The organism is Butyrivibrio sp. AE2032, from assembly GCF_000702965.1.
This window is the reverse complement of sequence record NZ_JNLF01000004.1, coordinates 567,967-585,816: the sequence shown is the minus strand read 5'-3', so window position 1 is coordinate 585,816 and position 17,850 is coordinate 567,967. Positions and strand designations below refer to the sequence as shown.

Annotated in this window: 19 protein-coding genes, 1 tRNA gene and 1 pseudogene; 18 read left to right on the top strand and 3 right to left on the bottom strand. The window is 42.9% G+C overall.

The window, feature by feature from the left end:
* Positions 1 to 18: 18 nt before the first annotated feature.
* The 6 genes and pseudogenes from BO18_RS16665 (at position 19) to BO18_RS36005 (ending at position 5,255) form a co-directional block, all read left to right on the top strand.
* Positions 19 to 840 (top strand): tyrosine-protein phosphatase, encoded by an 822-nt coding sequence (locus tag BO18_RS16665; RefSeq protein ID WP_034448153.1) that lies wholly within the window; start codon positions 19 to 21, stop codon positions 838 to 840.
* A gap of 22 nt (positions 841 to 862) precedes the next feature.
* Entirely contained in the window at positions 863 to 2,587 is a 1,725-nt protein-coding gene (locus tag BO18_RS16660; protein ID WP_034448152.1) for an MATE family efflux transporter, read from the top strand.
* 22 nt (positions 2,588 to 2,609) lie between these two features.
* Positions 2,610 to 4,016 carry an MATE family efflux transporter gene (locus tag BO18_RS16655; RefSeq protein ID WP_034448151.1) on the top strand — a complete coding sequence of 469 codons (1,407 nt, stop codon included), beginning with the start codon at positions 2,610 to 2,612 and terminating at the stop codon, positions 4,014 to 4,016.
* 4 nt (positions 4,017 to 4,020) lie between these two features.
* The gene (locus tag BO18_RS16650; protein WP_034448149.1) at positions 4,021 to 4,653 is read left to right on the top strand and encodes a GNAT family N-acetyltransferase; all 633 of its coding nucleotides are present in this window, start codon (positions 4,021 to 4,023) and stop codon (positions 4,651 to 4,653) included.
* Positions 4,654 to 4,775: 122 nt separating this feature from the next.
* A pseudogene (locus tag BO18_RS36010) lies at positions 4,776 to 5,000 on the top strand (phage integrase SAM-like domain-containing protein); the annotation flags it as partial.
* Positions 4,983 to 5,255, top strand: a complete 273-nt coding sequence (locus BO18_RS36005; RefSeq protein ID WP_255350964.1) for a tyrosine-type recombinase/integrase — start codon at positions 4,983 to 4,985, stop codon at positions 5,253 to 5,255. The pseudogene BO18_RS36010 and the gene BO18_RS36005, both read left to right, overlap by 18 nt.
* Here BO18_RS36005 and BO18_RS16640 read toward each other — a convergent pair.
* Entirely contained in the window at positions 5,245 to 5,472 is a 228-nt protein-coding gene (locus BO18_RS16640; RefSeq protein WP_034448146.1) for a hypothetical protein, read from the bottom strand. The two genes, BO18_RS36005 and BO18_RS16640, sit on opposite strands and share 11 nt — an antisense overlap.
* Positions 5,473 to 5,758: 286 nt before the next feature.
* On the opposite strand from BO18_RS16640, the gene BO18_RS16635 reads away from it, so the two are divergent.
* From BO18_RS16635 to BO18_RS16605, 8 genes are all read left to right on the top strand, one after another.
* Positions 5,759 to 6,160 (top strand): NifB/NifX family molybdenum-iron cluster-binding protein, encoded by a 402-nt coding sequence (locus BO18_RS16635; RefSeq protein ID WP_034448142.1) that lies wholly within the window; start codon positions 5,759 to 5,761, stop codon positions 6,158 to 6,160.
* 5 nt (positions 6,161 to 6,165) lie between these two features.
* Positions 6,166 to 6,342, top strand: a complete 177-nt coding sequence (locus BO18_RS34375; protein WP_255350961.1) for an EAL domain-containing protein — start codon at positions 6,166 to 6,168, stop codon at positions 6,340 to 6,342.
* Between the two features lie 15 nt (positions 6,343 to 6,357).
* Positions 6,358 to 8,202 (top strand): GGDEF domain-containing protein, encoded by a 1,845-nt coding sequence (locus BO18_RS16630; RefSeq protein ID WP_051688857.1) that lies wholly within the window; start codon positions 6,358 to 6,360, stop codon positions 8,200 to 8,202.
* A gap of 138 nt (positions 8,203 to 8,340) precedes the next feature.
* Positions 8,341 to 8,979 carry a hypothetical protein gene (locus BO18_RS16625; protein WP_185752482.1) on the top strand — a complete coding sequence of 213 codons (639 nt, stop codon included), beginning with the start codon at positions 8,341 to 8,343 and terminating at the stop codon, positions 8,977 to 8,979.
* A gap of 189 nt (positions 8,980 to 9,168) precedes the next feature.
* On the top strand, positions 9,169 to 9,597 hold the full coding sequence (locus BO18_RS16620; protein ID WP_034448138.1) for a hypothetical protein: 429 nt from the start codon (positions 9,169 to 9,171) through the stop codon (positions 9,595 to 9,597).
* A gap of 353 nt (positions 9,598 to 9,950) precedes the next feature.
* On the top strand, positions 9,951 to 10,322 hold the full coding sequence (locus BO18_RS16615; RefSeq protein ID WP_034448136.1) for a BlaI/MecI/CopY family transcriptional regulator: 372 nt from the start codon (positions 9,951 to 9,953) through the stop codon (positions 10,320 to 10,322).
* Positions 10,322 to 12,046 carry a M56 family metallopeptidase gene (locus BO18_RS16610; protein WP_034448134.1) on the top strand — a complete coding sequence of 575 codons (1,725 nt, stop codon included), beginning with the start codon at positions 10,322 to 10,324 and terminating at the stop codon, positions 12,044 to 12,046. The genes BO18_RS16615 and BO18_RS16610 overlap by 1 nt, the downstream gene beginning before the upstream one ends.
* Before the next feature lie 182 nt (positions 12,047 to 12,228).
* Positions 12,229 to 12,510: a hypothetical protein gene (locus BO18_RS16605; RefSeq protein ID WP_034448132.1), complete on the top strand. Its 282-nt coding sequence runs from the start codon at positions 12,229 to 12,231 to the stop codon at positions 12,508 to 12,510.
* 87 nt (positions 12,511 to 12,597) lie between these two features.
* On the opposite strand, the gene BO18_RS16600 is transcribed toward BO18_RS16605, so the two are convergent.
* Positions 12,598 to 13,470 (bottom strand): helix-turn-helix domain-containing protein, encoded by an 873-nt coding sequence (locus tag BO18_RS16600; RefSeq protein ID WP_034448129.1) that lies wholly within the window; start codon positions 13,468 to 13,470, stop codon positions 12,598 to 12,600.
* Between the two features lie 184 nt (positions 13,471 to 13,654).
* Here BO18_RS16600 and BO18_RS16595 point away from each other — a divergent pair, with 184 nt between their 5' ends.
* Positions 13,655 to 14,722, top strand: coding sequence for an endonuclease/exonuclease/phosphatase family protein (locus BO18_RS16595; RefSeq protein WP_034448128.1), 1,068 nt, complete (start codon positions 13,655 to 13,657; stop codon positions 14,720 to 14,722).
* Positions 14,723 to 14,957: 235 nt separating this feature from the next.
* Positions 14,958 to 16,271, top strand: a complete 1,314-nt coding sequence (locus BO18_RS16590) for an IS4 family transposase (RefSeq protein ID WP_034442651.1) — start codon at positions 14,958 to 14,960, stop codon at positions 16,269 to 16,271.
* 267 nt (positions 16,272 to 16,538) lie between these two features.
* Here the strand turns inward: BO18_RS16590 and BO18_RS16585 are convergent, their stop codons facing one another.
* Complete coding sequence (locus tag BO18_RS16585; protein ID WP_034448126.1) at positions 16,539 to 16,766, bottom strand: type IV pilin protein; 228 nt, start codon at positions 16,764 to 16,766, stop codon at positions 16,539 to 16,541.
* 358 nt (positions 16,767 to 17,124) lie between these two features.
* Between BO18_RS16585 and BO18_RS16580 the strand changes: the two genes are divergently transcribed.
* Positions 17,125 to 17,201, top strand: a tRNA-Val gene (locus tag BO18_RS16580).
* A gap of 154 nt (positions 17,202 to 17,355) precedes the next feature.
* Positions 17,356 to 17,589: a hypothetical protein gene (locus BO18_RS16575; protein ID WP_034448124.1), complete on the top strand. Its 234-nt coding sequence runs from the start codon at positions 17,356 to 17,358 to the stop codon at positions 17,587 to 17,589.
* Positions 17,590 to 17,850 lie beyond the last annotated feature (261 nt).

Sequence of the window (17,850 nt, the reverse complement as noted above, 5' to 3'; positions counted from 1 at the left end):
CGCTTCAGGAGATCGAAAATGAAAGCCAACACGATCAATCTTCCCGGCGTATTGAACGCAAGAGAGCTCGGAGGTTATCCCGCAGGGAACAGAACCGTCAGGAGCGGTGTTCTCATAAGGAGCGGTGTTCTTAATAAAGCCGAACCCGGAGCAATAGACATCCTTAGTACTGAATATCGTGTTCAGACTGTTGTCGACTTCCGCATGAGCGGTGTGCGTGACGGTGCTCCCGACAAAGAGATCCCGGGTGCCGGGTACATAAGATTGCCGGTCGTCGAGATGGAAGACTATCTTTCCATGGTTAAGGATCTTAAGCTGGCAAAGCAGTTTATGTCAGGAAATGCGGATCAGAGAGCCATGATAGACATGGCGTATGAGAGCGGCCTTCTGAGCCCGGATATGTATGTCATGTTCCTCCTTGGAGACAGGGGAAAGAAGGCATATGCGGAGTTTTTCCGGATACTGCTCAGAACAGATCCCGGCAGAGGCGCGGTTCTCTGGCACTGCGTTGACGGCAAAGACCGGGCAGGTCTTGCCACGATGCTTCTGCTTAGTATATTAGGTACTGACAAACAGACCATCATTGAAGATTATCTTATGTCAAATTCAGGCAAGGAAGAGAAGCTCGGGAAGATCCGTAAGGACTGTGAATCATTAGGTATGCCTCCTGAGAAGATCGAGGCACTGCAGTTCGCCTCCGGTGGTGTTTTCGAGCGCTATATGACACATGCGATTGATACTTTGGAAAACAAATATGGCTGCGTGTGCGGATATCTGACGGATGAACTCGGACTCACAGAACCGGACATGGAACAGCTCCGTGAAAGATATACAGTATGATGAACGGAGGAGCATTTGAAACATGGTGAAAAACGGTTTTTGTGAGAATAAGTTCAGATCGATGCTGCTGTCCGGTACTTTTACGATGGCAATAATCTATCTGATGCTTCTTTGCGACAGTATCATTGCGGGTATGTTTATCGGCGAGACCGGTGTCGCTGCCATAAATGCCATAACACCGGTCACGGGAATAACCACCTTTTTTGCCAACATTATCACGATCGGTACCGGAATCCTGTACAGCAGGGCCATAGGTGCCATGAACAAGAAACACGCTGATGAGCTTTACGGACAGGGATTGATCCTTTCCGTGGCTGTTTCTTTATTTTGCGCAGTTATGCTGCTCCTGGGAAAGGAACTGTATTTTTCAGTTAACGGTGTTACCGGAGATATTTACATTCTCGCTTCGGATTATTATAAATGGACACCGCTTTGTGCCGTGTTTACGATCTTAAATTCATACATTGGCCAGATGGTATATACAGACGGAGATGAGACCTGTACCAACATATCATATGTTCTTCAGATCATCGGAAACATAGCGGTATCGATAATACTTGTAAGACCTTTGGGAATGCAGGGAATAATCCTCGGTACTATTACCGGAAATGGCCTCGGACTTATACCTGCACTTGTCCACTTTATGCGCAAGTGTAATACTCTTCACTTTACATGGCATCTGTCGGTAAAAGACATTATGCAGGCCGTAAGATTCAGTGCTGTCGATGCGGTTATCTATATATGCTGGGCCATAGCTGACTATGTTCTGATAGCGCATGTCTCCGGACGCTATGGCGAAAACGGCCTTATCTCTCTGGCTGTGGTTATCAGCCTTCTTGAATTCGGTGTCGTTATGGACGGTGTCGGACTTGCCGTTCAGCCTCTGCTCGGGACATATCTGGGCGAGAATAACAATGTCATGATCAAACGTCTTATGAATGCTGCCAAGGCAGCTGCCGCAGTGGAAGGCGGTATAGCCAACATCCTGATACTGATATTTGCCAAACAGTTTTGCGGACTGTTCGGCATTAAAGACGGCATTGCACTTGAACCGACCATACTGGCTGTAAGGATAGTCTCACTCGGATTGATATTTTGCAGCATGATATCTCTGATGACATCATACTATATGCTTGTTGACCGTGTCGGGCTGGCTGTGGGTGTTACATTCCTTAAAGACGGGATATTATACTCCGTGCTTCCTGTATTGGGTTCACTTGTTTTCGGAAAGAACGGAATGTGGGCAGCTTTTGCTGTAGCTCCGGTTGTGGCTCTGATAATCGCAATGATCTTTATCCGCTGGCATTACGGTAAAGCACAATTCCCTGATCTGCTCATACCGAAGCACACGGATATCACTGTGCTTGAAAACATCCTCTCACTTGATAAGTGTTCTGAACTCTCCGAACAGGTGCAGAAGATCATGCTCGAACACGAATACTCCAAGAAACAATCTTTGAAGGCAGCGCTTTTTGTTGAAGAGATCGGACGGACTATCATCGAGAAAAACAAAGACAACAAGCATGCTGTGTTAGTGGAGATCTCGTTGATGTTCGAGAAAACATCCGTTCTTTTGGTCGAACGTGACGCAGGTAAAGTCTTTGACATTACCGATCCTGATATTAAGATCGACGGCTTGAGCAGCTTTATCCTGAGCGGACTTATGGAATCGCATAAAGAAAAGGCTTATCAGACCACAACAGGATATAACCGTAATATGATACGTTTCTATAAGAACGAAGACTGAAATTTGCGTCAGACAAGTCATTATGAGTAAGAAACAGATAATAACGCCTATAATTGCACTCATCGCTGAGATGGATCTGGTGGTCAAGAATCTGATCAACATCTTTTATGTTAGCCGGAATCTTGGTTCTGAAGGCATTGCTGCATATGAGCTGGTCATGCCGTGTGTCATGGTCGTTTCTGCCTTTGTTGCCCTGGGATATAATGGTATACAGGCTGTCTGTGCAAAGGATTATGGCTCAAATGACCACGAAGCTTTTGAGCGTCACAGAAATGCGGGATATACATGGCTGCTGGTCGCAACGGCTGTACTGACATTGGTGTTTGCCATATTCAAGGTTCCGATACTTGATCTGTTGGGAGCTAATGACGGAAGCAACACTCTCGCGATACTCAGCCGTGAGTGTTATTCTATGTTCCTTTTATGCTTTGTGCCTCAGAGCATTTTCAGTATTGCCTGCTGTCTTTTTTTCTTTGAAGAAAAGGTTCAGCTCCTGATCATTAACATTATCCTTTATACTCTGATGTTTGCGGGATGCGGTTTTGTGACTGCAACAGGGCCGTCAATGACGGGATATATTTTGGTTAATCTGGTCAGCATTATGGCAGCGGATATTTATATCGTTATTTCATGTTTCATCATCCGCAGAAAGAGCTCAAAGGCAGCTTTTACGGCCATAAGTCTCCGGATTTCCGATATAAGAGAATCATTCTTTACGGGACTTCCTGATTTTATGGAATACGCATTTGTGTCAGTATTGTATCTTGTTGAAAATCTCTATATCCTTCGCCGCTTCTCAGAATCGGTCATAGCCGGTCTGGGGGTATTTGAGGCAATAGATAATCTGCCGGAGATCATCTGCGTAGGCTTTTCTTTCCTTGTGACCGCCTGTCTGGGAACATGCGTCGGAAAGCATAAAGCCGCATCGTCGGAAACAAGTATCAGAAAAGCAGAGGAGATCTTAGATAAGGAAGCAAAGAAACTGACATTAGGAGCCCTAACAGGTGCCGTTGTGACAGCAGCTTTTCTTATCGTTACAGCAAGACCCGCAACAGCCCTGTTCCTTACAGATAACGATCCTGCAGCTGCCGGGAGTGCTGTTTTGCTTACCGTATCCTGTGCTCTCGGATTCGTATTCTATCTGCTTAATTCGGAACTGGTCTGCTATTACAAGATCATCGGTGCCTATATTCAGGCTCATGTTCTGTTTTTGGCAGAAGCATTGTTATTTCCGCTTGGAGCCAAGATCCTTCTCGGAGAGATCTTTGGTGTTGCCGGCTTTTGTATGGGAGGAGCTGTTGGAGAGTTTGCGGCATTTATCCTGAATCTGGTCATTGTATGGATCTCAAGCGGCAAATTCCCTTTGAAGATGAGTGATTTCCGTATGGATAGATATCTGATGAGACTCAGGAAGAAGGGGGGGAAATGATATTATGATCGAGTATAAGCGTTATGACAGATCGTATGAAGACGAGGTGTTAAAGGTCTTCACGAAATCATTTGTTAACTATCCTCTTTTTTGGGGAGTTTTCGAAGACCGGTTCAAGTCAGAGACTGAGCTGCGCAGTTTTTATGAACGTCTGATGAAGGGGATATTCAGAGCTACTGTCCGCAAAGATGACTGCTATATGGGTATTGCGGACGGAAAGGTTAAAGCTATCGTAATCGTTGAGAAACCATCAGACAAACCGGTTGGGTTTTGGGATTATGCTGTAAGCGGAATGGCGGGTATCATAGCGAGGATCGGGCTTAGTGATACGCTTAGGTTTATGGAAATGTCAGATATAACGGAAATCGTTGTAAGAAGCATCCCTGAACCCCGTTGGCATTTGTATTTCTTGGCAGTTGATCCGGGATATCAGAAGCGGGGCATCGGATCGGGCGCGATACAGGATTTTCTTATCCCTTTGGTAAGATCCAATGGTGGAAATCTGATCACCGTTACCACCAATTCTAAAAATAACGTGGCTTTCTATATTGATAACGGGTTCAAGCTTGTAAAAGAAGAAACGCTTGAATGCAATGCAAAATCTATTGGAAACTGGACGTTCAGAATGGACCTGTGAGGGAGTGGTCCCTTAGTACAGAAAATCCTGAATAAAACTTACTAACGAGGCTGGCAGATGTGGGCTCAAAAGTTATCAAGAGAACCAAACTACATTGATATAATTTAGGGAAACCTAAAACGGCGAGCGGTTATAAAATCGTAATTGAAAAGAGATTGATGCCGTATTTTGGAGATATGCTGATCAAGAATATTACTCCCTTAGATATCCGAGGATGGTTATCAAGTCTTGACCGTAGGGATGGTCGGGATGAAGAACTTTCTCAAAATACATCCGGCAGTTGGTTCCGTACTTTGTCAGCTATTCTTGGCAAAGCATACGAATGGGAAATCATAGATGAAAACCCTTGTAAGCGAATCAAGAGTCCAGCCAAATCTCATTCAGATGTTAACGCTCTGCAACTCGAAGATGTGCAGAAGATTATTACCAAGCTCCCTAAATACCATGATCAGCGAGCAAGAATGTTTATTTTGCTGGTATTGAATACGGGTATCCGGGAGGGAGAAGCGGCAGGCCTTGAATGGCAAGATATTGATTATGATAAGCACCTGATATCGATAAAGCCTATAATAGGAATACTCTCTTATGCTATCACAGCATAGTTACGGCAGCGCCAGCAAATCCACAAAGTTGCGGGTAGTATTCACAGCATTTCGCAGCTGCGGCTGGCTTTCCTTGCGTTTGAAGCAATTCTCTCAGTTCTTTAGCATGTCCGTCCGCTTTTATGCGCGTAATCAACTCCTCCAGCCTCCCCATGCCTCCGGCAACATTTTCTATTTCATCTAAAGTTAAGAGTTTACAGGATTTTCCGTCTTCCATAGTAAAAGGCTCCTTTCATATATTCGTATAAGTATATTATAAGGATATATCGGTTAACGCACTGTAAATGAATCGAAAACTAATATTTGAGATTAAAGAAGGAGATTCGTGCAATCAGATATTCAAATCGATGGCGCTTGCTATCGCCTGAACTTCTTCGTCCGGAAGGTGTCCCATTACCCTTACTGAGTATGGTTTTGAGAGCAAGGAATATATTTATAACCAAGGATTCTTTACTTGGATGATATAATTACTAATAGATAAAGGATAGAAAGGAACTGTTATCATGAATATTGCAGTTACATATGAGAATGGAAATGTTTTCCAGCATTTCGGTCACACAGAACAATTTAAGATCTACTCTGTTGATGATGGCAAAGTAGTTGGCAGCCAGGTTGTAGATACAAATGGTAGCGGACACGGCGCTCTTGCAGGTTTCCTTCAGGAACATTCCGTTGATACGCTTATCTGCGGTGGTATCGGCCTGGGTGCTCAGATGGCTTTGGCTGAGGCAGGCATCAAGCTTTATGGTGGTGTTCGAGGAAATGCTGATGAAGCAGTTAATGCTCTCTTAGCAGGTAATCTGGCATACGACCCCGATGCTAAATGCGATCATCACAGTCACGAAGAAGGACATGAATGTGGTCACGGAGACCATGAATGTAGGCACGGAAACTGTCACGACTGATAGTCGTGATAAACAGTATTATAGACATGTCAAAGAAGATTGGTGTAGATACTCTCATAGAAGGCGTAGAAACAGCAAAACAATTTGAGAGATTATATGCTATGGGATGCAAGCTGTATCAGGTTTTCTACTTTTCAAAACCGGTTGATCTGGAGAGTTTTGAAAAGCAGTGGTTTGATTAGATTAGGAGGCATGATATGAAAAAGATATTTAATGTAGCAGCCTTTGTTTGCGGTATGGATGAGGAATACCCATATCAGATAATAAAAGGCATCAATGAATTTGCCAGAAATCATGCAATCAATATTTCGTATTTTGCGTCTTTCGGCGGTGTTGTAGAAAACAGTTCATTTGATGACGGAGAATACAGCATATACAAACTGGCACAGCTCGCGAGTTTTGATGGTGCACTTCTTTTGACAAACACTTTTTCAAACTTGGATATAAGGAATTCGATCATTGATAAGGTTAAAGCTGCAAACATTCCTACAGTTATTTTCGAGTGCAATGACTATGAGGAGTTCCACGATGTAAGTATTGATAATTATGCCGTAATGAAAAGATTGGTGGAGCATCTTATAAATGAGCATGGTTATAAAGTGTTCAATTATATCTCCGGCCCTGAAACCAATCCTGAGGCTCAGGAGAGATACAAAGCTTTCCGTGACGCTCTTTCTGAGAACGGTTTGGAATTTGATGAAAGACGCCTTCATAAAGGTCAATTCCGCAGCTATGATGGAATTAAGGCTATAGATGACTTTATGCATTCCGGAATCAGTTTGCCCGATGCTTTTGTCTGTGCTAACGACAGCATGGCTCTGACTGCAATGAATAAGCTTCAGTTGAATGGTGTTAAAGTGCCTGAAGATGTTGCAGTGACCGGATTCGATAACACTTTCAATGCTCGTAATGCATTCCCGGTTCTTACAACCGTGAAAAGACCTTTGTATGCCTCAGGTGTAAAAGCTTGCGAGGTTTTGTATTCCCTTATGCAGGGAGAAAAGAGTCCGCGCAGCACGATAATGGATGCAGAACCGGTCTTTGCCGAGAGTTGCGGATGTAATCCTGACAACAGAGATAACGCTCTGGAATTCAGAAAAGAGACAGCATTAAAGATCGAACGGACATATATGGGTATCCATATTCTTAACAGACTGATCGCAGCATTAGCTGTCGCAAAGAACATCGATGAATGTTCTGATGCTATCTGTAAATGGCTAGAAGCAATAGATTGCGGAGAGTTTTCTCTGTGTCTTGTAAGCAACTGGGAGAAGACATATAACACACTTTCCTATGACGACGGCGGTAATTATCCTGAAGCAATGACTGCTCCGCTTATTTGGGATCACGGCGAAAGAAGTGCTGTAAAATCCTTCCCGAGCAAACAACTCCATCCTGAACAGCAATTGACCAGCGGCAAGGTCAGTTACTATATTCCGCTTCATTTTGGCCCACGTATATTAGGATATTACATCATGTCGAACACAGATTTTCCTATATACAGCAATCACTGTCATACAATAACAATGAGTATAGGCAACGCTATAGAAACTATATCCAAACTGAATGTGCTTGACCCTCTGTGTGGAATCTATAACAGAAACGGATTTAATATCAATGCCGGATATATATTTGAAGAATGTATTCAGGCTCAAGCGGCACTCTCTGTTATTTTCATCGATGTTGACGGTCTCAAGATAATTAATGACACTTATGGTCACTCTGAGGGTGACTTTACGATCAAATCCGTGTCAGAGACTATTGAATTGTCATGCGGCTCTATGGATGTATGCGGAAGAATTGGCGGAGACGAATTCGTAATCATAGGCCGTGGGGATAATTTTGCTGAAATATTCAAGAAAAGATTTGATGCTGAACTCGAAAGGAAAAACCAAGAAATGAATAAGCCATATGAGCTTTCGGCAAGTGTCGGCTTTATAAATGCGATCCCGGACAAGTCTGATACACTGATTGAGTTCATCCAACAGGCAGATGCAGAAATGTATCTTGTAAAAAAAGCTCGAAGAAAACAAAGAATTTAGTTCTCATTGCTATATTGTCAACATAACTGCAGTAAAACTTACTCAACCCCATTTAGTATTAATTCAGTTTTCATTAATTTGCTGAGAAGCACTTATATATAATTGAGTATGAATTCTTTGACGAACGGGGTTAGGAAAATGTGTAAGCACTTAAAGCATTTATGTTATTTCATGTTGTTGGGAACCATAACGGCTTTCCTTGCATGTTCATGCTCACAGATTAAGAATGAAATAACAGCTGGCGAGTCTGTAACAGCAGTTGAAAGCACGACGGAAGAAACAACAACTACAGAAGAATCTGAAACTGAAAAAGAGATATCCAAAAGAGTCGAGCTGGGTTCTGTTCTTGGTTTTGAGAATTGTTATGCCGAGATCGAGCAAGGTGCCTCCAATTACTATATTTGGCATATTTTCAATTCTGAAGGCAAGGAGATTGCCTGCCAATTCTCTTACGGGTGCGACAGCAAGCCTGATATCGTAATAGCCGACATTGATGGTGACGGCAGTGATGAACTGATAAGCAACTGCTGTTATGACGCAGACGGAGCTGAGCGTGCCTATGTTTTCCGCAACAGGAACGGAGCAGTCGAAGTAGGCATGATTGATCTGGAAAAGATCCAAAAAGAACTTGGCACAGCTTTTGGCGCCAATAAATATAAGGTCTGTTACTCTGCCGATAAAAACCAATTAGTATTCGTTAATAGTCAGGATAATTCAGAGCGTGTTCTTTCGATGGATGATATGATATTTAAAGAATACACACCTGATATGTTCTGATTTGCATTAAGAATAACAGGAGTCTGCCATGAAGAAAGCTTTTGCGACATTATTAACAGCAACATTTTTATTGACTTCTTGCACTGCGGTGAATGAATCAACTGTCAGCAGTGTTTCTGAATTATCCCGTTTTTTTCACAAACCGGTGAAATATAATATCCAAAGGAATGGCCGAATCTGAAGTTGCATATGAAAAAGATATTAATACTAATTGTCACCTTGATTTGTATATTTCAGTTAACAGGATGTGCTGGAAAAACTGCTACTGAAGTGACAATAGACTACGGATACTCTGAAATCTATTCAAAAGATGATATGGATTCAGCAATTCAGCTGATAAAAGCGGAATTTAATTCTTGGGATGGCTGTGAACTTCATAGTATCACTTATAGTTCAGACGATGAATGTAATGCTGACAATATATCATGGATGAATGAACTGGAGGAGGCTAATGACGCAAGCGAAACTTTTACACAATGTATCATGTTCACCAGTGATTTTCATTCTCCAAAAGATGGTGGAGGTGCATGGAATTCCGATTATGAATATATCGGTTGGCAATGGTGGCTTGCACGTACTGATAGTGGTGAATGGAAGTTGATGACATGGGGATATTAAAACAATGTGATAGAAAATTAACTATGATATGCCATGAAAGCCAATAAAATACTGCGTTTTAGAGTTATTTACAATTTAATAGAATAATGCTTTATTAGTTCGAGTCCCACAAATGGCTCCAAAGATTAAACCCTTGAAAACACCGCGTTTTCGAGGGTTTTTCTTTTGCCCGAAAAAGGTTCCTGTCCCGTTTATATCCCCGTTTTTGGTAACACTTGGGTAACATTGGTCAACGTTTGGTTAACGCTATTTGCTTTGAATATGCCTTTGTGTTTTCTTGACAGTACTGGTTTATCGTGATAAACTAACCGCGGGTTTAATGTGATAAACCTAATTTGTTCGAGGTAAGTTACATGGAAGAACTGATATTGTTTGAAGCTGAAAAAAGACTGATGGAGATTATCTGGCAGGAAGCACCTGTTGAGTCAGGCAGATTGGTGAAGCTTGCTGGTGATAAGATCAATTGGAATAAATCAACTACATATACTGTTCTTCGTAAGCTTATCGCAAAAGGTTTCGTCAAGAACGAAGATTCTGTCGTCAGTGTACTTATTCCCAAGGAAAAAGTATTGATATCGGAGAGCAATCAGATCGTTAATGAGAGTTTTTCCGGATCATTGCCGAAGTTTGTGGCTGCTTTCCTGGGCAATAACCGGACATTGAGCGATGAAGATGCGGATGCTCTGATGAAGCTCATCAATGATAATCTTAAGGGAGGACAATGATGGGAGATCTTTTCCAGAAAATAGTTGAGATGTCCCTCATGGGAAGCGTGGTGATCCTCATTACCATTCTTTTCAGATTTCTTCTGCGCAAACGTTCCAAGAGATTCATCATGATCCTTTGGGCTGTGGTGGCGATACGGTTATTGCTTCCGATAAACATCGAATCAGGTATAAGCATTTTCAATTATCTTCCGGAAATGACTCAAACCGATACTGCAACTGCAGAGGTTTCTGAAGCAGCGCTGCCTGACAACGTTGATGCCGGGAAGGCAACAACGGACGCTGTTTCACAAGACGGTATCAAGATCGTCGAACCGGTTAAAAATACCGGAACGGAGATACCGGCCGTAGCTTATGCAAATGCAGGAAAACTACCGGATATTGGGACGGTGCTTGCAATCGTCTGGCTGACCGGAACCGCAGTAATAACAGGTTACTGTTCGGTTCGTTATATCGATCTTAAGAGAAGACTTAAGGATGCCAAAAAGATCGGAAAGAACATATATGAATCTGATAAGGTTACGGCGCCTTTTGTGTTTGGCTTGTTTGTGCCCGGGATTTATTTGCCTGACGTTCTCAATAACAATGAGAGAGAATATATCCTTAAGCATGAGAGAACACATATAAAACATGGCGACTGGATCAGTAAGATCATAGGTATGGCTGTGGTTGCAGTTCATTGGTTCAATCCTCTTGTGTGGCTGGCGTATGTTCTTTTCGAGCAGGATATAGAGATGAGCTGCGATGAAAGCGTTGTTGCAAATATGGATGCTGATGTTAAGCAGGCATACACAATGTCGATTGTTGCATATGCCAGGAAGAGCAACACCAAAAGATATCTGGTAACACCATTGGGATTCAGTAGGAATTCCTTCAGCAAAGTGGAGGTTACAAAGAGAGTGAAAAACATTATTCATTATAAAGAAGGGCATAAGATCACAGCGGTAATGATAACAGCTGCAATGTTATTTGTCGGAGCCGCATGCAGTCTGAATTCAAAAGATAAAGCAGGAGATGCAACAGAAGCCACAGAACAAGGATCGATCAAAAGTGTGACTGAGAATGAATACGCAGCGATCAAAACTGTGACTGAAATGGAATATGCTGAGAAGTATATGCTGAAATCTTTAAACGGTCTCAAATCAGTGACTGTATATGCAAATGCGGATTGGATCAGTGCAAGAACGGGTCCCGGCGATGATTATCCTTCTGCAGATTCTTATCCGGGCGGTACTCCGATCGTAGTTGTTGACGTAACTGATAACGGTTGGTATAAGACAGATTCCGGCAATTACGTTAATGGAAGATTGTGCAGCGATGTAAACCTTTACACGGTTGATTCTTCTATCCTCATTTCCTGGTTTGCTAAAAATCTTGTCGGCTGTCCGTATGAAGCCGGCGGTGAATTTGAAACCGGTTTTGATGATGCCGGACTCATCGTGTACATCTATAAGGAGGATTGTTCTTTAGGTCTTCCTCACGATATCTCGGAACTGGCTCAATGCGGTATGGAAATCGACCCTGATGATGTCTTTGACGGCGATATTATCTGTTTCGATAAGGATCATGACGGCGTGATGGAGCATTGCGGTATCTATGTTGGCAACAACACTTATGTACATGTTCTTCCTGACAAAGGTGTAGTGGCATCCTGTTATTCAGATGTAAAGTCTGAGATAGGCACAGTCCAAAGAGTGATCGAGTACCCTGAAGTGATGTGGTAGTTTAATCATCAAGTTATATGAAATGATCCCCCCGGAGTTTCCGCTTCGGGGGTTTGTTTTTGCCGCGCATGGAAAGTGTAAGTTCGAAAAGTATTCACAGGAAATACGCATTTTAAACAAGGACTGATTGTATAATCTAAATATGGAACCTGAACAACCATATAGTGAATGAGGAAGAGAATATGAATGACACAGATAAGAATAACGAACTTGATAATGAACAGCTCGACAACGTAACGGGAGGCTTAAGCCCGAGGCTGCCGACAACTCCGGTGCGCATAAAAGGGTCGAGAACAGGCGCGATGATGAAAGCAGTTATCGATAATATGTCTGAGCAAAAAGAAGTGGCAGAAAAGCCGTTCGATGTGTGTCCGGTATGCCACTCTGAATCAGTCAGTTTTAACAGAGTCGAGAATATATGCATGTGCCAGAACTGCGGTTACTGTGAAGACAGAAGCAAGTAAGGCTTAACATTTGGTATGAAAGAAATAAAGGCTGCAGGGCATTTGAAGTCCTTGCAGCCTTTTTGTATGCGGTTAAGAATTTTCGGATCAGATCTTCTTTACGGGAACAAGTTCGATATAACCTCTTTCTCCGACTGGTTCGAGCTGGATCCTGGGATTGCTGTCATCCCATCTGTATCCGATGAAAGCGGGATCATATTTTTTCTCGGCATCCCAGATCTCCGTTATGGCTGATTCATAATCTTCCTCTTTGAACGGCTCTCCTCTGAAGAGAAGATAAGTTGAGGCAGGAAGATCGATGATCTCAAAACCCTCGGGTACTGTACCCGTGTAACCGGTCTCAACCTCAACGCCCTGAACATATTCATTCGTGACGGGTTTTCTGAGATGCTCCGGAAGCCAGAGGCAAACAGGCTCACCGCTTATGGATCTGATGCTGGTCAGAAGTCCCCATACATCACATCCGACTTCCTTGCAGTAGCTCCAGTATTCTGTGGCATTTATGCCTCTTTTGATTATGACCTTTCGTGCGGGCTTTTCGACAACCTGGATAAATACGTTTCTGATATCGCTCATATTGTTTGTCTTCCTTTCTTTATCGATGATGAAAGAAGGTGTGAAGAGCCAGATTGGGACAGGACTGGTGGAGTACTCCTTCGGATTTACGCCGAATTCACGTCTGAATGCGCGCTGATATCCGTCGACACTTCCGAATCCCATATCCAACGCCAGATCAAGGATCTGACAATCCTCATCCCGCAGTCTCAGAGCTGATTTCGACAGTTTAAGGCGCCTGATGTAAACAGCCGGTGTCATGTTGAGATGCTTGATGAAGAGCTTTCTTGCGTACCATGGAGAAAAAGAAGCCGCCCTTGCAAGATCTGCCATATCAATGTCTTCGGTGATATGCTCATTTATATAATCCTGCATTTTGCGTACTGCTGTTCTTTGTTCATCCATCGGCTCACCTCCTTGTGAGCATATTGTATTCCATCGGTTATTCTGCTTTCCCGACTTTTTTTGCTGTCTGACACCGGACCATGGGATGATTTCCTCATCAGCGTATCATACTTGATTTTATTTGGTACTTTTATATTATTTTCTTTATGAATAAAGGGGCATGGGTGGCCCAAGAGGAGATCATATGAAGGTTGTAAAAGGGATCCTTAAAGTATTGCTTGCAATAGTTCTGGTGATCGTGGTGCTTCTGGCGGTTCTGCTGATCTGGCTTACTGCGGTCGAATACAGACCTGAGGACACCGAGGTTGTTGCAGTTCAGGCTTTAGACGGTGAGGCGAAGCAGCTTGCGGAAGGAGACTCTCTCAAGATCGTATCGTGGAATCTCGGCTTTGGAGCGTTGGGTGATAACGCAGATTTCTTTATGGACGGCGGTAAGATGGTCTATCCTGCGGATGAAGCGAGAGTCAGGGAAAACCTCGATGCTTTTGTCAGGGAAGTTAAGGCAGAAGATCCTGATATCCTTTTGTTCCAGGAGATAGATCTCGACAGTGACAGAAGCTATCACATAGACCAGACAACATACTTTGATCCGTTGGGATATAACAACAGATCTTTTGCATACAATTTCAAGGTTGAGTTCGCACCGTTCCCGATCCCGCCCATGGGAAAGATCGATTCCGGTGTGGCAACCTACAGCAGCTATCCCGTCACGTCGGCGACGAGGATCCAGCTCCCTTGTCCGTTCTCATGGCCTGTCAGGACTTTCAATCTCAAAAGGTGTCTTCTTGTTACGAGGATCCCTGTCGAAGGAGGAAAGGAGATAGTGCTCCTTAATTTCCACCTGGAGGCTTATGACGACGGTGAAGGCAAAGCCGCTCAGGCTCAGATGCTCATGGATATCCTGTATGAAGAGACAGCGAAGGGCAATTATGTGATCGCGGGAGGCGACTTTAACCAGAGCTTTTCAACTGTGAATGTTCCATATAAGGTGTTCCCCGAGCAGTGGCAGCCCGCAGTTATGGAAGTGGGCGAATATACTGATGACTGGCAGTTTATCATGGACCCGACGATACCTTCATGCAGATCGATATATGCGCCGCTTGCCGGAAACGATCCGGATTCTCTGCAGTACTATGTCATCGACGGATTTATACTCTCGCCCAATATCAGGGTGGATTCTTATGAGATCCGTGATCTCGGATTTGCAAACAGCGATCACAATCCGCAGGTCCTTAATATCACTTTGGAATAAGAAACGGAAAAAAGTATACCAACAAAAAGCCCCCCTGAAGATCAGCAATGTCATTAAGTTAAGACAGTAATCCCGAAGATCCTCATACCGCAAAGGTATGGGGGTCTTTTTTTTGAGGATTTTTTTACTAAAGGGTTGACACGCACACCAAAGTGTGCGGCCTCTTTGAATCCTTATATGGAAGATTCAAAGAGGCCCTTGGAATTAGGAAAACCTGATTTCAAGGAGGTGCTACATGAAACCTAAACACGTAAAGAGACTGCTTTCATCAGCCGTAGCCGAAGTTGCCGGTACACCCGAAGCCTATTGCGTTAACCCTGATCGCGACTTTACCAGAACCCGGAAAATCTCTCTGCAAAAGCTTATTTCCGGAATAATCAACATGGAATGCAAGAGTTTGCCCAACGAACTGATCGATATGTTTAAAGGAACTTCGGATATACCGTCAGTTTCAGCATTTGTACAGCAACGGGACAAACTGAAGCCAGAAGCCTTCGAAGCAGTGTTCAACAAGTTTACTGCCAGACTTACAGTTAATTCTGGCGATATGCCGGTGCTTGCGGTAGACGGTTCTGATGTTCGTTTGCCAACCAATCCTGACGATAAGTTGACATATCTTCCGGGTTCAAGAACACAAGATCCCTATAACAGTCTGCATATCAATGCGTTATACGACCTAAACCAGCATCTTTACAGAGCCGTGGTCATCCAGAATGGTGCTCAGAGAGACGAGTGTTCAGCTCTGCAACAGTTAGTAGACCGTTCAGATATACATTTGGCACTGGTTATTGCAGATAGAGGCTATGAGTCCTACAACAATCTTGCTCATATTCAGGAGAAAGGCTGGTACTTTCTTATCCGTATAAAAGACGGTAATTATGGAATAAAGAACGGATTTGATCTTCCCAATGAGGATTGTTTTGACCAAAGCATAGTTTTGAACTTAACAAGAAAGCAAACGAATGAAGTTAAACAACTGATTAAAGACCGTAATCACTTTAGATACATTGCCAATTCCAGTCCTTTTGACTATCTCCCGCAATATTCCCGCAAGGCTGATCCGCTTGTTTTCTACACACTTAAATTCAGAATAGTCAGATTTAAGATATCTTCAAACACTTACGAAACAGTTATTACAAATCTTCCTGGAGATAAGTATCCTCCTGAAAAATTAAAGGAACTGTATGCTTCCAGATGGGGAATTGAAACATCTTTCAGGGATCTTAAGTACACAATAGGACTTCTTAAATACCATTCAAAAAAGACGGCGTGTATCCGGCAAGAGATCTTCGCACGGCTTACTCTGTACAACTTTGTTGAAGTGATTACCTCGCACGTAGCCATTTCAAAGAAACAAAGAAAGTACACTTACAAATGCAACTTTTCAGTTGCAACGCACGTATGTAGACTGTTCCTGCACGGACAAACATCGCCGCCTTATGTAGAATCCGCAATTGCCAAGTGTCTAATCCCAATAAGACCTAACCGTAAACGAAACAGGTTTGTGCTTGGTGAAGTATTGCAAAGATTCTTCTACCGCGTAGCATAGCACAGCAGACAATCGAAAGAAACCAAAAGGCAGACTCAATCTGTCTGTTTGCGCTGCCTGAAAAATGAAAAGAGACTGAAGATTTCACTTCTCCAGTCTCTTTTTTTATTTGTTTTTGTGATCTCTTTGAGTCAACGTCGTCTTAACTTAATGACATTGCCTGAAGATCAGGGAGGCTTTTTGCGTGCTTCACTTTATGGATAAGAGGTTTTGATGTCTGATCACCCTTAAGACAGGCATGCAATTCTCTACATCAACTTATATGATTCAGCCACCGTTTGCGTTCGCGTTCGCACCGAGCTGTCTGTCAACTTCAGCATTGAGGAATTCAACAGAACTGTTATGTGCAGAAATAGAAGAAGAAGCCATCTTAGCCTTATTGAGGTAAGATCCGATGCCAACGACCATAACACCAGCAAGAATAACGATGATTGCAATGACAAGAACCATTTCTACGAGAGTAAAACCCTTACGTGTTTTTCCAATCCTTCTCATAAGCCGCCTCCCCAAATTAGAATTGTTATCTTATGAAACAAATATATCACAGTTCGTTCATAATGTGTTCATATTTTCCACATTTTCTTCCGATTTGTGCTATTAAACAATAGAGGTATCAAGTTTTTGTGCATGTTGTGGCTAAAGTGAGCAAATCAGCACGGTTATCGGCTTTTTGAGCCTTTGACATTGTAAAAACAGTTCGTGTATTTGATAAAAAAACTTGTTTTGTAACAAACGGTTTTTGAAATGTGAACACGAAAAGCGTTTACATTTTGTTAATAAATGTTTCGAAATATGAATGTAAGAACTGATTGTCAAAAAGAATAAAACAAGGTATACTTTCAAAGTTCGATACGGATGCTTAGCTCAGCTGGCTAGAGTACCTGCTTGACGTGCAGGGGGTCACAGGTTCGAGTCCTGTAGCATCCACCATACCAAAGGCTGTCTCCGGATATGTGAGGCAGCCTTTTTCGTTGATCATGAAAAGGAACACAAAATAACCTTCACAGATAACATCTATAAGAGTTGTTATTTATTTTTGATTTTATTATATAATCAGACTATCACTTTAACAGGAGGACATAAGATGATCAAAGTTAAATTCAACTTTTCGGCTGCCGGAAGCGAGCAGACAGGTGTGCTCGGTGCAGACATGGTGACCTATGATAAGAAGGATTCCCATATCTATATTTATTCAGGTCAGAAAAAATGGAGTTCCGGGATCAGCGTTCCGTCCGCCATTGCCGATAATCTGATCAACAGTGCTTATAATGACGGTACCGTGGATTTTGTAAAAGCCGGTATCTCTTTCAACGGCTGATCTTTATATAAATATAATTATTTTCAGAGCGTTCGGGTATATGCCCGGACGCTTTTTCGAGTATGACGGGCATGTCCCGAACCTCGGGTGGAAGTCCCGAGGGGCGTAGTTGCCGACGAACCTTAAAGCGACTTGCAAGGTTTGTACCGTGAGGTGCAGGCGAGAAGAAGCAATAGCGAAACCGTGGCTTGACGGACAGAAACCTGATATTAAGGCGTGTTGAGCGGATGAGATGGCTTGAGACATCAAAGTCCTAAAGGC